Genomic DNA, 14,184 nt, shown 5'->3' with positions numbered 1-14,184 from the left:
CGACGTGCGGGTGGCCCCGGCGCTGGCCCCGCCCCTGGCCCCCGCGCAGCGCGACCGCGCCGCGGTCCGCGCCGAGCTGGGCCTGGCCGACGGCCGCGCGCTCGTGGTCGCGGTCGGGCGGCTGCACCCGCAGAAGGGCTACGACGTCCTGCTCGACGCCCTCGGCCGGTGGTCGGGGCGAACAGCTCCGCGCCGCTGTTCGCCATCGCCGGCGACGGGCCGCTGCAGGACGAGCTCGCCGCCCGCGTCGCGGCCGAGCGGCTGCCGGTCGTGCTGCTCGGCCGCCGCGGCGACGTCGCCGACCTGCTGGGCGCCGCCGACGTCTGCGTGCTGCCCTCGCGCTGGGAGGGCAGCCCCTTCACCGCGCAGGAGGCGCTGCGCGCCGGCACCCCGCTGGTGTCCACCCGCGCCGGGGGCATCCCCGAGCTCGTGGGGGAGGGGGCCGACCTGGTGCCGGTCGGCGACGCCGACGCGCTGGCCGACGCCCTGGAGCGGGTGCTCACCGATCCGGCGCACGCCGCGGCACTGGTGGAGGCCGGTCTGCGCCAGGCGGAGCAGTGGCCCGACGAGGCCGGCGCCGGGCGCCGCGTCGTCGCCGTCTACCGGGAGCTGCTGGGCCCGCCGGCAGCCGCACCCCGGTGACCGGCACCCGGCGGTGGGCGCTGCCGCTGGTGCTGCTGCTGACCGTGCTGCTCGGCTGGGCGCCGCCGGCCGCGGCGGCGGACGACCCGGTGGACCGCGTGCTGGTGATCGGCGTCCCCGGTCTGGTCTGGAGCGACGTCGACCCCGCCGCGACCCCCACCCTGTGGCAGATGGCCGAGCAGGGCGCCGCGGGCGCGCTGTCGGTCCGCGCCGCGCGCGGCACCACCTGCCTGCTCGACGGCTGGGCCACCCTCGGCGCCGGCAACCGCGCCCGCTTCCCCGGCCCCGACGAGGGGCTGCCGCCGGTTCCGCTGCCGACCGTGCCGCTGCCGGAGGAAGGGCCCGGCGAGCCCGTGCCCGAGGGCGCCCCTGGCGGCGACGACGCCGGCGCCGAGGAACCGGCGCCGCGGGTGGACACCTCGCTCTCGCACTGCGGGCTGCAGGAGCGGATCGCCGCCGTGGCCCTGGACGACCCCGCGGCCACCGTGCAGCGCACCGCCGACGACGAGGGCACCGCCCGGTTCGGCGCCGAGCCCGCGGCCCTGGGCGCCGGCGTCGGCTGCGCCGCCGTCTCCGGTCGCGCGGCCGCCCTGGCCGCCGCCGCCCCGGGCGTGCAGCTGGACCGCCGCGTCGCCCTGCCGACCGATCCGGACGAACTCACCGCCTTCCTCGGCGGGTGCGACCTCGCGCTGGTCTCGCTGGACCAGCTCACGCTGGCCGGCAGCCCCGGCGCCGACCAGACCGACGACGGCACCGAGCCCCGGCCGCGCGCCGGCGCCCTGGGCCGGATCGAGGAGTCGCTGGCCCGGCTGCAGGCCGCCGTCGCCGCGCTGCCGGGCGACACCCTGGTGCTGCTCGCGGGCATCTCCGAGGTCAACGACGGCCGCCCCCAGCTGCACGTCGGCATCGCCACCGGCCCGGGCTTCGACTCCGGGGGCTGGCTGCGCTCGGCGAGCACCGGCCGCGCCCCCTACGTCCAGCTGATCGACCTGGCGCCCACGGCGCTGCGGGCCCTGGGGCTGGACGTGCCGGCGTCGATGAACGGCCAGCCGCTGCGGGTGGACGGCGACCGGCCGGAGCTGGCGCGGGCGGTCACCGAGCTCGAGCAGATGAACGTGGCGGCCACGGTGCACCACCGCAACGTCGGCGCCTTCTTCTGGATCGTCGTCGGGGTCGGGGCGGTGCTCGTCGCGCTCGGCCTGCTGCTGCTGGGGGTCCGCGGCCGGTCCGCGGAGCCGCGCGCCCCCGTCCGCCGGGCCCGGGCGCTGCTGCGGGTGCTCTGCCTGGCGGTGGCCGCGCTGCCGGTGGGCACCTACCTGGCGGGGTTCGTGCCGTGGGAGCGCACCGGCGAGCCGCTGCCCTCGCTGGTGCTGGCGGTGCTGGGCGCCGTCGTCGTCGTCACCGCGGTCGCGGCGCTCGGGCCGTGGCGGCGCAGCCCGCTGGGCCCGCCGCTGGTGGTCCTGGCCGTCACCCTCGCGACCCTCGTCGGGGACGTCGTCACCGGCTCGACGCTCGAGCTCAACGGCCTGCTCGGGTACGACGCCATCGTCGCCGGCCGCTTCACCGGCTACGGCAACCTGAGCTTCGGCCTGCTGTCGGTCAGCGCGCTGCTGGTGACGGCGGCGGTCGCCACCGCCGTCGGGCGCCGGGTGCCCGAGGAGCGCCGCCGCACGGTCGTGGGCGGGGTGGTGCTGCTCGCCGGCGTCCTCACCGTCGGGGTCATCGGGGCGCCGTCCCTGGGCCGGGACTTCGGCGGCGTGCTCGCCGCGCTGCCCGGCTTCCTGCTGCTGGCGATGCTGCTCACGCGGCTGCGGATCACCGTGCTGCGGTTCACCGCGATCCTGGCCGTCGCGGTCCTCGCCGTCGGCAGCATCGCCGTCCTGGACTGGGCCGGGCCGGCGGCCGAGCGCAGCCACCTCGGCCGGTTCGTCGAGCAGGTGCTCACCGGCAAGGCGTGGACGGTCGTCTCGCGCAAGGCCTCGGCCAACCTCGACATCCTGCTCGGCAGCCCGCTGGCCTGGATGCTGCCCGTCGCGCTCGTGGCCGCGGTCTGGCTGGTCCGGCCGGGCGGCCCGCTGCGCACCGTCGACGGGGTGCCGCCCGGCGGGCTGACCGCCGCCGACGCCGCCGTGCTGCGCGCCGGGCTGCTCGCCGGCGCCCTGAGCCTCACCCTGGGGGCGGCGGTCAACGACTCCGGGGTGGCGCTCCCGGCGACCGCCGCGGCGCTGCTCGTGCCGCTGCTGGTCCGGCTGGCGGCAGCGCCCCGGATCGGGACACCGCCGGAGGGGGAGGGCGCGCGTGGCGCTGCCCACTCCGGCCCGGACGACGACCCGGACCGTGTTACGGTCGTCTCCCGTGGATCGACCGTCTGGAACGCCTGAATCCGTCGCGTCACGCGGCCTCCTCCGCAACTCCCAGCCGACGAAGTTCGTCTTCGTCACCGGCGGGGTTGTCTCCTCCCTCGGCAAGGGCCTGACCGCCAGTTCGCTGGGCGCGCTGCTGTCCGCGCGCGGCCTGAGGGTGACCATGCAGAAGCTGGACCCCTACCTCAACGTCGACCCCGGGACGATGAACCCGTTCCAGCACGGCGAGGTCTTCGTCACCGAGGACGGCGCCGAGACCGACCTCGACGTCGGGCACTACGAGCGCTTCCTGGACATCGACCTCTCCGGCCGGGCCAACGTCACCACCGGCCAGGTCTACTCGGACGTGATCGCCAAGGAGCGGCGCGGCGAGTACCTTGGTGACACCGTGCAGGTCATCCCGCACATCACCAACGAGATCAAGTCGCGCATCCTGGCCGGCGCCGAGAGCGCGGACCGGGTGGACGTCGTCATCACCGAGATCGGCGGCACGGTCGGCGACATCGAGTCGCTGCCTTTCCTCGAGGCCGCCCGCCAGGTGCGGCACGAGCTGGGCCGGGACAACTGCTTCTTCCTGCACATCTCGCTGATCCCCTACATCGCACCGTCGGGGGAGCTGAAGACCAAGCCGACGCAGCACTCGGTCGCCGCGCTGCGCAGCATCGGCATCCAGCCCGACGCGCTGGTCTGCCGGTCGGACCGGGAGATCTCCGAGGGCCTCAAGCGCAAGATCAGCCTGATGTGCGACACCGACGCCGAGGGGGTCATCTCCTGCCCCGACGCGCCGTCGATCTACGACATCCCGAAGGTGCTGCACAGCGAGGGCCTCGACGCGTTCGTCGTCCGTCGGCTCGGGCTGCCCTTCCGCGACGTCGACTGGACCGTGTGGGGTGACCTGCTCGACCGGGTGCACGCGCCCAAGCAGACGGTGAGGATCGCGCTGGTCGGCAAGTACATCGACCTGCCCGACGCCTACCTGTCGGTCACCGAGGCGCTGCGCGCCGGCGGGTTCGCCCACCGCAGCCGGGTGCAGATCCGCTGGGTGCCCTCGGACGACTGCGAGACCCCCGAGGGGGCGGCGAAGGCGCTGGCCGGCGTCGACGGCGTCTGCGTCCCCGGCGGGTTCGGCGTCCGCGGCATCGAGGGCAAGCTCGGCGCGATCCGGCACACCCGGACCAACGGCATCCCGACCCTCGGGCTGTGCCTGGGCCTGCAGTGCATGGTCATCGAGTACGCCCGCGACGTCGCCGGCCTGGAGAAGGCCAACTCCACCGAGTTCGAGCCCGAGACCCCCGAGCCCGTCATCGCCACGATGGCCACGCAGCTCGACGTCGTCTCCGGTGAGCGCGACATGGGCGGCACGATGCGGCTGGGCAGCTACCCGGCTGCGCTGCTGCCCGGCTCGGTGACGGCGAAGGTCTACGGCTCGACCGAGATCACCGAGCGGCACCGGCACCGCTACGAGGTCGCCAACGCCTACCGCGACCGGCTCACCGAGGCCGGCCTGGTGTTCTCCGGCACCTCGCCCGACGGCACGCTGGTCGAGTTCGCCGAGCTGCCCGCCGACGTGCACCCGTTCTTCGTGGGCACCCAGGCGCACCCGGAGCTCAAGAGCCGCCCGACCCGCCCGCACCCGCTGTTCGCCGGGTTCGTGCAGGCCGCCGTCGACTACCAGGAGTCCGGCCGGCTGCCGGTCACCTTCGACGAGGCGCAGCAGGTCGGCACCTGATGCCCGACGCCGCCGCCGGGCACGAGTACCGCGTCCTGGCCAGCGAGGACGTGTTCGACGGGCACGTCATCTCGCTGCGCCGGGACACCGTGGCCATGCCCGGCGGCGGCGAGTCGGTGCGCGAGGTGGTGAGGCACCCCGGTGCGGTCGCCGTCGTCGCGCTCGACGACGAGGGCCGGGTGGTGCTGCTGCGCCAGTACCGGCATCCGGTGGGCGCCTACCTCTGGGAGCTGCCCGCCGGCCTGCGCGACGCCGACGGCGAGCCCCCGCTGGCGACGGCGAAGCGCGAGCTGGCCGAGGAGGCGCTGCTGGCCGCCGAGCGGTGGTCGCTGCTCACCACCACGTACAGCACGCCGGGCTTCTGCGACGAGCTCGTGCTGGTGTACCTCGCCGAGGGGCTTCGCGACGTCGCCCGGCCCGACGGGTTCACCGTGGAGCACGAGGAGCTGGACATGACGATCGAGCGGGTGCCGCTGGCCGACGCCGTGCAGCGGGTCTTCGACGGCGACATCCGGAACTCGGCGGCGGTCGTCGGTCTGCTGGCGGCGGCGCAGGCGCGCGCGACCGGGCCTCGGCTGCGGGACGTCGACGCCACCTGAGGGCGGCCCGGCAGGGCGGCGGATCGGGCTGACCCCGCCGGTGCTGTCGGCCGAAAGGCAGCCACGGTGTCTGGCCCTGACGCACGGCACTCGCCCTGGGCGGCCCACTCAGGGACAGCGGACTCAAGGGAGAAAGAGGGCTGAGCCCGTAGTTACCCTGCCCCGGTGCTGATGTGCTCACGGACCTCCTGAGATGCGACTCCGAGAGACGGCGATCCACTGGCTGGACGGCACGCCAGCGCACGACCGAGCCCGCTTCAGACACCTCACCAACCTCGTGGCGAGTTGTTTCGACGCCTGCCTCGAACCGGTTCAGACCGACTTCGTGGTCAAGGTCAACACCGTCCTCCGGTCCACGCCCACATGGCCTGACCTGACCGTCATCCCTGTGCGGAATGACAAGGAGGACACCGTGGTGGGGGTCGAGAGGGCCATCGACCCAGCCGAGGTGCTATCGGGCACGGACGATGAAGTGCTTGCGGCCGTCCTGCGCATCCACGTGGAATCGCTGGTCCACCTCGCGTCCGCGCGTGGCTGGGACCCCCAGCCCTTCGTTCGTGCCGGGGATTGTGTCTTAGCAAGTGGCTACGAGATCCGCGCGTCACTGCCGGACAAGGTCAATCGCTTCCAGCGGGACATCGTTGCTCGCGCTTGGGGCGTGATTGATCGGGAGTCCGGGCGCATCACCCTCGCTGTGTACGACAGCACCGGACGAGAACTGAAGCGGACCGAGACGTCGTTTCCTCCCAGCTGGGACCTTTTGAAGAACGGGCTGCACAAGATCGCGTGGACGGACCGACGCTCGGCTGAGTTGCAGCCTCGGCAGCGCGGTGGCATCGATGTGGGCCCTCGGCTCACGGTGGAGACACCTGCCGAAAGCTGATGGACGAAATGTCCCCAAAGCCGCCTGCAGGGCGGGTGCGCGCCGGGTTGTAGGGGCGACGTCATCGCCCTCACCGATGGGAGTCACTACCACTCGGCGCGACGGTCCGACCAGCGAAAAGTGTCAGACCTGCTCTCTAGCGTGTGGGCATGGGAACGTTGGCGGGGACCTCCGTGGTGGAGGGGGTGCTCATCGACTGGGTGGGTGCCCGGCCGGAGGCGCACCTGGACCTGCCGGCCGAGTGGCTGACCGATGAGCAGGTGGCCGGGGAGCTGGGCCGGATCGAGCGGGACCGGGCGCGGCAGACCGCCCGGGAGGCGCAGCTGATCCTGCGGCTGGCGGAGCTGCGGCCCGACACCGACGACCCGCCACCCGGCACGCCGGGTGCGCGGCGGCGGAGTTGGCGGAAGACCGATCCGGAGTTCGCCGGGGTGAGCGAGTTCTTCGTCGACGAGGTGGCGCACGGCGCTGAATCTGGGGCGGGGGACGGCGGCGTTCCGGGCGCGGCGGGCGTTCACCTGGCGGGACAACCTGCCGGCCACCTTCGCGTTGTTGCGGCGGGGTGGGATCGACGAGCGCCGGGCCGGGGTGCTGGCCGATGCGCTGCAGGCCACGACGCCGGCGCTGGCGCAGGCGGTGGAGGCGGCACTGCTGCCGGGGGCGGGGGAGTTGTCGCTGGCGCGGCTGCGGGAGCGGGCGCTGGCGCTGCTGGCCGAGCTGGATGCGGCGGCGGTGGAGGAGCGGCGGGCGGAGGCGCAGCGGGCGGCCGATGTGCGGGTGGCGCCCACCGTGGACGGCATGGCGACGCTGACCGGTGAGCTGACCGTGGAGGAGGCGGCCGCCTGCTACGCGGTGATCGACCAGCTGGCGGCGATGGCGAAGGCCGATGGCGACGAGCGGCCGATCGGGCAGATCCGCGCGGCGGTGATGGCGATGCTGATCCGCCGCCCGGCCGATCACGGGCTGGGTGGGGTGTCGGTGCAGCTGACCGTGACCGCCGCTTTGGACGGGCTCGCCGGGGACACCGCCGCGGGCGGTGAGGTCGCGGGGTTCGCGGTCACCGCCGCGCAGCTGCGCGAGCTGCTGGCCCGGGTGGAGGCGCTGGGGTTGACGACGCCGGCCGGGGGGTCGCTGTCGTTCGCGCTCACCGACCAGCGGGGGCGGCTGCTGGCCACGGTGACCGCCGGGGAACTCGCCCGCCTCGCGGCGACGGGCTGCCCGCAGCACCCCGACGCCGACCCCGACCCCGACGCAGACGCAGACGCAGACGCCGACGATGGCTGCGGCTGCGCCGTCCTCGGCATGCCCGACGACACCGCCGGCTACGAGCCGCGGGCGGGGCAGCGGCGGTTCGTCGCCACCCGGGACCGGCGCTGCCGGATGCCGAACTGCGGGCAGCGGGTCGGCTGGGCCGACCTGGACCACGTGGTCGCCCACGCCGACGGTGGGGCGACGTCGTGCGCGAATCCTGTGCTGCGCCTGCCGCTCCCACCACCGGCTCAAGACCTTCGCCCGCGGCTGGCGCTTCCGCATGGACCCCGACGGCACGCTGCACGTGACCAGCCCCTCGGGCATCACCCGCACGACCCGCCCACCGGGCCTGCGACCACCGGAACCACCACCCTCACCACCCGACCCCGCCGACGACCCGCCGCCGTTCTGATCCGGTGGGATGTCGACCGGTCGATCTGTCGACCGGTCGACATGGGCCCGCGCGTGTCGGCGTGCTTTCAGTTCGCCGGCAGGCGCAGGCCGAGTCGTTCCAGCTCGAGCCCGGCCAGGGCCCGGACAGCCGTCGGGTCGCCGGCCCGCCACGCCGCTCCGGTGCCCGGCGGCAGCGCGGCCAGCCGGGGGAGGGGCGCGGTCGCCATCGCTCGCGCAGCGAGCAGCTCGAGGTCCGGGTGCGCCACCGCCGCCCCGGTCGGCTCCGCCGCGGCGCTGCTCGACAGCGACCCCGTCGCCACCGCACCCCGTCCCGCTGCCGCGGCCGGTCGAGCCCCCGACAGCAGCTGCCCGGCGGCCGCGGCCTCGCGCACCCAACGGGCGCGCCACGGCAGCCAGCGCAGCAGCAGCCAGCCCACCGGGAGGACGACGAGGGCGACGGCGAGGATCGTCGCCAGCGTGTCGACGGCGTCCTGCGCGCTCTGACTGGCGCCCCGGACCGAACCGCTCGCGCGGGCCAGCGCCTCGAACGGGGTGGCCAGCTCGTCGCCCACCAGCGGCACGTCCTCGGCCACGCCCGCCGCCGAGCCCATGCTGCCGGCGACCGAGCGGCCGAGGTCCTCGACCGCCCTGCCCGGCTCGGCCAGCAGCAGCACCGCCCCGTGCACCGCCCGCGCGGCGAGCACCCAGCCCACGACCCACACCAGCAGCCCGACGTCGGCGGCGAGCTGGCGCAGGCGGAGGGCGGGGTGCTGGGCGTACAGGCGCATCCGCCCATCCTTCGGCCGGCGAGGAGCGCCCGCAGGTCGAGTGCGAGCGCGCGGGACCGCCCGCAGGTCGGGCGTAGCGAGCTCCTCGCGTGCCTAGACTCCCGCGCATGCAGGTCGGGGTGGCCCGGGAGGTCAAGAGCGGTGAGTACCGGGTGGCGCTCACCCCCGCCGGCGTGACCGAGCTCGTCCGGGCCGGGCACACCGTGCTGGTCGAGAGCGGCGCGGGCGCGGGCTCCTCGATCCCCGACGCCGAGTACGCCGACGCCGGCGCGCGCCTGGTGCCCGACGCCGACGTCGTCTGGGCCGACGCGGACCTGCTGCTCAAGGTCAAGGAGCCGGTCGCCGAGGAGTACGGGCGGCTGCGGGCCAGCCAGACGCTGTTCACCTACCTCCACCTCGCGGCCAGCGAGGAGTGCACCGCAGCCCTGGTCGCCTCGGGCACCACCGCGATCGCCTACGAGACGGTCCAGACCGCCGACGGCGCGCTCCCGCTGCTCGCGCCGATGTCCGAGGTCGCCGGCCGGATGGCCCCGCAGGTGGGGGCGCACGCCCTCGAGCGGGCGCACGGCGGCCGCGGCGTGCTGCTCGGCGGCGTCCCCGGGGTGCACGCGGCCACCGTCGTCGTCCTGGGGGCGGGCGTCGCCGGGATGAGCGCGGCGGCGATCGCGCTGGGCATGCAGGCGGAGGTCGTCGTCCTCGACAAGGACATCGACAAGCTGCGCGCCGCCGACCGGATCTACCAGGGCCACCTGCAGACCGTCGCCTCCACCGCGTACGAGGTCGAACGGGCGGTGCTCGGCGCCGACCTGGTGATCGGCGCGGTCCTGGTGCCGGGGGCCCGGGCACCGGTGCTGGTCAGCAACGAGCTGGTGTCGCGCATGCGGCCGGGGTCGGTGCTGGTGGACATCGCCGTCGACCAGGGCGGCTGCTTCGAGGACACCCGCCCGACCACCCACGACGAGCCGACCTTCCGCGTGCACGACTCGGTCTTCTACTGCGTGGCCAACATGCCCGGCGCGGTGCCGAACACCTCCACCCACGCGCTGACCAACGTCACGCTGCCCTACGTCATGGCCCTCGCCGAGCACGGCACCGTCGAGGCGGTGGCGGCCGACCCGGCGCTGGCCCGCGGGGTCAACGTCGCGGGCGGCGCCGTCGTCCTGCCCGAGGTGGCCGGGGCGCACGGGCTGACCGCCGTCCCGCTGGCGGAGGTGCTGTCCTGACCGTCGCCGACCTGCCGCCCCGCACGGCCGGCTCCGACGTGGAGCTGGTGGTGACCGGCTACCTGGACCACCTCGTCGTCGAGCGCGGCCTGGCCCAGAACACCATCGCCTCCTACCGCCGCGACCTGCGCCGCTACGCCGAGTACCTCGACGCCGCCGGTGTGCGCGGCCTGGGCGAGATCACCGAGTCCGACGTCGCCGGCTTCCTGGCCGCGCTGCGCCGCGGGGACGACGACCACCCGCCGCTGTCGGCCACGTCGGCCGCCCGCGCGGTCGTCGCCGTGCGCGGCCTGCACCGCTTCGCGCTGCCGCGACGGGCTGGTGCCCGACGACGTCGCCGCCGAAGTGCGCCCGCCCACCCCGGCCCGCCGGCTGCCCAAGGCGATCCCGGTCGAGTCGGTGGTGGCGCTGATCGAGGCGGCGGGCGCGGTCGAGGGCCCGCGGGGGTTGCGCGACCGCGCGCTGCTGGAGCTGCTGTACGGCACCGGCGCGCGCATCTCGGAGGCGGTCGGGCTCGCCGTGGACGACGTCGACCGCGCCCAGGCGACCGTCCGGCTCGCCGGCAAGGGCGGCAAGGAGCGGATCGTGCCGGTGGGCAGCTACGCGCTCCGGGCCGTGGAGGACTACCTCGTCCGCGCCCGCCCCGAGCTGGCCGGCCGGAGCCGGGGCGGCGTGCGCGGCGGGGCGCTGTTCCTCAACGTGCGCGGCGGGCCGCTGTCGCGGCAGAGCGCCTGGCAGATCCTCCGCTCGGCCGCCGAGCGGGCCGGTGGGCCGGACGGCGTGGTGCCCGACGTCTCGCCGCACACCCTGCGGCACTCCTTCGCCACGCACCTGCTCGACGGCGGCGCGGACGTGCGCGTGGTGCAGGAGCTGCTCGGCCACGCGTCGGTGACGACGACGCAGGTGTACACGCTGGTCACCGTCGACCGGCTGCGCGAGGTGTACGCGACCAGCCATCCGCGCGCCTTGAACTGACAGTCGCCGCCGAACACGTTGGCAACTTCTGGAGCCGGTTCGGCTGGAGCAGTCACACGAGTTGCCAGGCGTCGCCATGTCGACAAGTCTCCGGCGCGCCCCCTTGGGAGCGTCCCCCACTCTTCGTAGCGTCCTCATCACCCGAGCGGACAGGACGGCTGACCGCACCCGAACAACCGGGCCCGGGTACGAGGTGGAGGCGACAGACTCATGGCGATCCGAGCGGACGCGGCCCCTGCCGTCGCGCGCCCGCGCGACGGCGACCCGGAGATGGGTGCCGCCGCCTCGCGGACGGACCCCGCGCGCGCCCGGCAGCGTCCGCTGCCGGACCCCAAGCCGCTGACCGAGCACGGCCCGGCCCGCGTCATCGCGATGTGCAACCAGAAGGGCGGCGTCGGCAAGACGACGTCGACCATCAACCTGGGTGCCGCGCTGACCGAGTTCGGCCGCAAGGTGCTGCTCATCGACCTGGACCCGCAGGGTGCGCTGTCGGTCGGCCTGGGCGTCCCGGCGCAGGCCATGGACCGCACCATCTACAACGCGCTCATGGAGCGCCGGACCTCGCTGCGGGACGTGCGCGTGCACACCGACATCCCCGGCCTGGACCTGGTGCCCAGCAACATCGACCTCTCCGCCGCCGAGGTGCAGCTGGTCAGCGAGGTCGCCCGCGAGCAGACCCTGCTGCGGGTGCTCGCCGACGTGCGCGACGAGTACGACTACATCCTCATCGACTGCCAGCCGTCGCTGGGCCTGCTCACGGTCAACGCCCTGACCGCGGCGCAGGGCGTGATGATCCCGCTGGAGTGCGAGTTCTTCTCGCTGCGCGGGGTGGCGCTGCTGGTCGACACCATCGACAAGGTCAAGGAGCGGCTCAACCCGCAGCTGGAGATCTCCGGCATCCTCGCCACGATGTACGACGCGCGCACCGTGCACTGCAAGGAGGTGTTCAGCCGGGTGGTCGAGGCCTTCGGCGACACCGTCTTCCAAACCGTCATCCAGCGCACCGTCCGGTTCCCGGAGACCACCGTCGCCGGCCAGCCGATCACCACCTGGGCGCCGACCTCCTCGGGTGCCGCGGCCTACCGCGACCTGGCCAAGGAGGTGCTGGCACTGTGACGCGGCGTCCCGTGCTGCCCGGTGCCTCGGAGCTGTTCCGCCGCACCGACTCGTCGTCCTCGGTCCCCGAGGTCACCGAGCTGCCCAGCCTCAGCGCCACGGTCAGCTCGCCCGCCCTGCGCACCGCCGCCCGGCGGGCCGGGGAGCCGGCCGCCGAGGAGCCGGCCCCGGCGAGCCCGCTCACCCTCGTGCCCGGGGGAGCGGCGACCCCCGCTGCCTCGAGCGACGACGAGCTGGCCGCCTTCCGCGCCGCCCCCGCGCCCGCACCGGTGCTCACACCCCGGGTGCCGACGCGCGGCCGGCCGGCCCGCGGCCGCGAGCGCACCAAGCACGACGAGAAGATCACCGTCTACATCTCGGCCGACGAGCTCATGGCGCTGGAGACCGCCCGGCTGACCCTCCGGGGCCAGCACGGCGTCGCCGCCGACCGCGGGCGGATCGTCCGCGAGGCGATCTCGGTGATCCTGGCCGACCTCGCCGAGCGCGGCGAGGACTCGGTGCTGGTGCGGCGCCTCCAGGGCTGAGCGGCGCGCGCCTACGCTCGCTGACCGTGGAGGACAGCAGCGCGGCAGCGGGGACGCCGGACGCCGTCGTCCCCGCGCGCTTCACCGTGCGGCTGACCAACTTCGAGGGCCCGTTCGACCTGCTGCTGCAGCTGATCGGCAAGCACAAGCTCGACGTCACCGAGATCGCGCTGTCCACGGTCACCGACGAGTTCATCGCCCATCTGCGCGCCCTGGGCGACGAACTCGACCTCGACCAGGCCAGCGAGTTCCTCGTGGTCGCCGCCACGCTGCTCGACCTCAAGGCCGCCCGGCTGCTGCCGGCCGCCGAGGTCGACGACGAGGAGGACCTCGAGCTGCTCGAGGCGCGCGACCTGCTCTTCGCCCGGCTGCTCCAGTACAAGGCCTACAAGCAGGCGGCCGCCTTCCTGCGCGAGCGGGAGGGCGAGGCCGCCCGCCGGTTCCCCGGGTCGCGGCCCTGGAGCCGCGGTTCGCCGACCTCGCGCCCGAGGTGCGGCTGGACCTCACCCCGGCGCAGTTCGCCGCCCTGGCCGCCCGTGCCCTGGCGCCGAAGGCGCCCGACGTCGTCGGCGTCGGGCACCTGCACGCCCCGCCGGTGAGCGTGAGCGAACAGCTCCTGGTGGTGCGCGACCACCTGGCGCGCGCCGGCACCGTCTCCTTCCGCGCGCTCACCGCCGACTGCGACCACACCCTCGAGGTGGTCGCCCGGTTCCTCGCGCTGCTGGAGCTCTACCGCCAGCAGCGCGTCACCTTCGAGCAGCTCACGCCGCTGGGCGAGCTGCACGTGCGCTGGTCGGGCCGGCAGCCCGACGCCGGGGCGGTCGACGTGGACGGGGCCGTTCCCGGCGCCCTGCCCGGCGACGGCGGCGAGCCGGCGGCCGACGACATCGACGAGGAGTACTCGTGAGCACCGACGACGACCGGCCCACCGAGGAGCCGCGGCCCGCCGAGGAGCCCGCCCCGATCTCCTGGGAGGCGCTGGCCGGCGAGCTGGCGGCCGCGCGCCGGGAGTCCGAGCGGCGGGGGGGCCCCCCGACCCGCCGCGTGGGACGCCGTCGCGGCCGAGCTCGCCACCCGCGTCTCCGAGCTGCCGGTGGAGGAGGGCGAGGTCCCGCCGGTCCCGGTGGAGGACGACGAGCCCGCCCCGCCGGCCGCGGCCCCCGAGCCGGAGCCCGAGCCGGAACCGGAGCCCGAGCCGCTGGAGCTGCTCGACCCCGACGAGCTGCGCGGCGGGCTGGAGGCGCTGCTGTTCGTCATGGACGACCCGGTCGACGAGGCCACCCTGGCCGGTGCGCTGCGCTGCTCCCTGATCCAGGTGCGGACCGGGCTGGCCGAGCTGGCGCAGGGCTACGACGCGCGCTCGGCGGGGATCGCGCTGCGCCGGGTGGGGAGGGGTGGCGGCTCTACACCCGGGAGGAGCACGCCGGCGTCGTCGAGCGGTACCTCGTCGACGGGCAGCGCAGCCGGCTCAGCCAGGCCGCGCTGGAGACGTTGGCCGTCATCGCCTACCGGCAGCCGGTGACCCGCGCCCGCGTCGCCGCGATCCGCGGGGTCGGCGTCGACGGCGTCATGCGCACCCTGATCGGCCGCGGGCTGGTCTCCGAGGTGGGCAGCGACCCCGACAGCGGCGGCGGGCTCTACGCCACGACGCCGCTGTTCCTCGAGCGGCTCGGGCTGACCTCGCTCGCCGTGCAGGTA

The 14,184-nt window shown here is 75.1% G+C and carries 11 protein-coding genes and 4 pseudogenes; 14 read left to right on the top strand and 1 reads right to left on the bottom strand.

Annotated features, from left to right (window positions below; all coding sequences use genetic code 11):
- The first annotated feature begins 168 nt into the window (after positions 1-168).
- The 7 genes and pseudogenes from JKP75_RS22230 to JKP75_RS24220 all read left to right on the top strand — a co-directional run bounded on the left by JKP75_RS22230 (position 169) and on the right by JKP75_RS24220 (position 7,879).
- Entirely contained in the window at positions 169-642 is a 474-nt protein-coding gene (locus JKP75_RS22230; RefSeq protein WP_309230077.1) for a glycosyltransferase family 4 protein, read from the top strand.
- Positions 639-3,023 carry a hypothetical protein gene (locus JKP75_RS19705; protein ID WP_200491768.1) on the top strand — a complete coding sequence of 795 codons (2,385 nt, stop codon included), beginning with the start codon at positions 639-641 and terminating at the stop codon, positions 3,021-3,023. The genes JKP75_RS22230 and JKP75_RS19705 overlap by 4 nt, the downstream gene beginning before the upstream one ends.
- On the top strand, positions 2,998-4,734 hold the full coding sequence (locus JKP75_RS19700; RefSeq protein WP_200491767.1) for a CTP synthase: 1,737 nt from the start codon (positions 2,998-3,000) through the stop codon (positions 4,732-4,734). The genes JKP75_RS19705 and JKP75_RS19700 overlap by 26 nt, the downstream gene beginning before the upstream one ends.
- Positions 4,734-5,333 carry an NUDIX hydrolase gene (locus tag JKP75_RS19695; RefSeq protein ID WP_200491766.1) on the top strand — a complete coding sequence of 200 codons (600 nt, stop codon included), beginning with the start codon at positions 4,734-4,736 and terminating at the stop codon, positions 5,331-5,333. Before JKP75_RS19700 ends, JKP75_RS19695 begins: the two co-directional genes overlap by 1 nt.
- Positions 5,334-5,526: 193 nt before the next feature.
- The gene (locus JKP75_RS19690) at positions 5,527-6,216 is read left to right on the top strand and encodes a hypothetical protein (protein WP_200491765.1); all 690 of its coding nucleotides are present in this window, start codon (positions 5,527-5,529) and stop codon (positions 6,214-6,216) included.
- Between the two features lie 468 nt (positions 6,217-6,684).
- Positions 6,685-7,245 (top strand): annotated as a pseudogene (locus JKP75_RS24225) (DUF222 domain-containing protein); the annotation flags it as partial.
- A gap of 415 nt (positions 7,246-7,660) precedes the next feature.
- Positions 7,661-7,879, top strand: a complete 219-nt coding sequence (locus tag JKP75_RS24220; protein WP_309230076.1) for a hypothetical protein — start codon at positions 7,661-7,663, stop codon at positions 7,877-7,879.
- 67 nt (positions 7,880-7,946) lie between these two features.
- On the opposite strand, the gene JKP75_RS19680 is transcribed toward JKP75_RS24220, so the two are convergent.
- Complete coding sequence (locus JKP75_RS19680; RefSeq protein ID WP_200491763.1) at positions 7,947-8,648, bottom strand: hypothetical protein; 702 nt, start codon at positions 8,646-8,648, stop codon at positions 7,947-7,949.
- A 107-nt stretch (positions 8,649-8,755) separates the two neighbouring features.
- Between JKP75_RS19680 and ald the strand changes: the two genes are divergently transcribed.
- From ald to JKP75_RS22210, 7 genes and pseudogenes are all read left to right on the top strand, one after another.
- A complete protein-coding gene (gene ald, locus JKP75_RS19675; protein ID WP_200492980.1) occupies positions 8,756-9,871 on the top strand; it encodes an alanine dehydrogenase in 1,116 nt (371 codons plus the stop codon).
- Between the two features lie 38 nt (positions 9,872-9,909).
- Positions 9,910-10,119: pseudogene (locus JKP75_RS22225) on the top strand (site-specific integrase); the annotation flags it as partial.
- 73 nt (positions 10,120-10,192) lie between these two features.
- The gene (locus JKP75_RS22220) at positions 10,193-10,846 is read left to right on the top strand and encodes a tyrosine-type recombinase/integrase (RefSeq protein WP_309230075.1); all 654 of its coding nucleotides are present in this window, start codon (positions 10,193-10,195) and stop codon (positions 10,844-10,846) included.
- Positions 10,847-11,056: 210 nt separating this feature from the next.
- On the top strand, positions 11,057-11,962 hold the full coding sequence (locus JKP75_RS19665; protein WP_304504651.1) for an AAA family ATPase: 906 nt from the start codon (positions 11,057-11,059) through the stop codon (positions 11,960-11,962).
- The gene (locus JKP75_RS19660) at positions 11,959-12,486 is read left to right on the top strand and encodes a hypothetical protein (protein WP_200491761.1); all 528 of its coding nucleotides are present in this window, start codon (positions 11,959-11,961) and stop codon (positions 12,484-12,486) included. Before JKP75_RS19665 ends, JKP75_RS19660 begins: the two co-directional genes overlap by 4 nt.
- A 26-nt stretch (positions 12,487-12,512) precedes the next feature.
- Positions 12,513-13,393, top strand: a pseudogene (locus JKP75_RS23245) (segregation and condensation protein A).
- Between the two features lie 348 nt (positions 13,394-13,741).
- Positions 13,742-14,184 (top strand): annotated as a pseudogene (locus JKP75_RS22210) (SMC-Scp complex subunit ScpB); the annotation flags it as partial.

The sequence above is a fragment of the Blastococcus sp. TML/M2B genome (assembly GCF_016612865.1).
Taxonomy (GTDB): domain Bacteria; phylum Actinomycetota; class Actinomycetes; order Mycobacteriales; family Geodermatophilaceae; genus Blastococcus.
This window is presented reverse-complemented; position numbering and strand designations above follow the sequence as displayed.

Excerpts from the sequence above, each read along its gene's own strand:
- JKP75_RS19695 (WP_200491766.1), top strand. The coding sequence starts at position 4,734 with ATGCCCGACGCCGCCGCCGGGCACGAGTACCGCGTCCTGGCCAGCGAG.
- JKP75_RS19690 (WP_200491765.1), top strand. The coding sequence starts at position 5,527 with ATGCGACTCCGAGAGACGGCGATCCACTGGCTGGACGGCACGCCAGCG.
- JKP75_RS19680 (WP_200491763.1), bottom strand. The coding sequence starts at position 8,648 with ATGCGCCTGTACGCCCAGCACCCCGCCCTCCGCCTGCGCCAGCTCGCC.
- JKP75_RS19665 (WP_304504651.1), top strand. The coding sequence starts at position 11,057 with ATGGCGATCCGAGCGGACGCGGCCCCTGCCGTCGCGCGCCCGCGCGAC.
- ald (WP_200492980.1), top strand. The coding sequence starts at position 8,756 with ATGCAGGTCGGGGTGGCCCGGGAGGTCAAGAGCGGTGAGTACCGGGTG.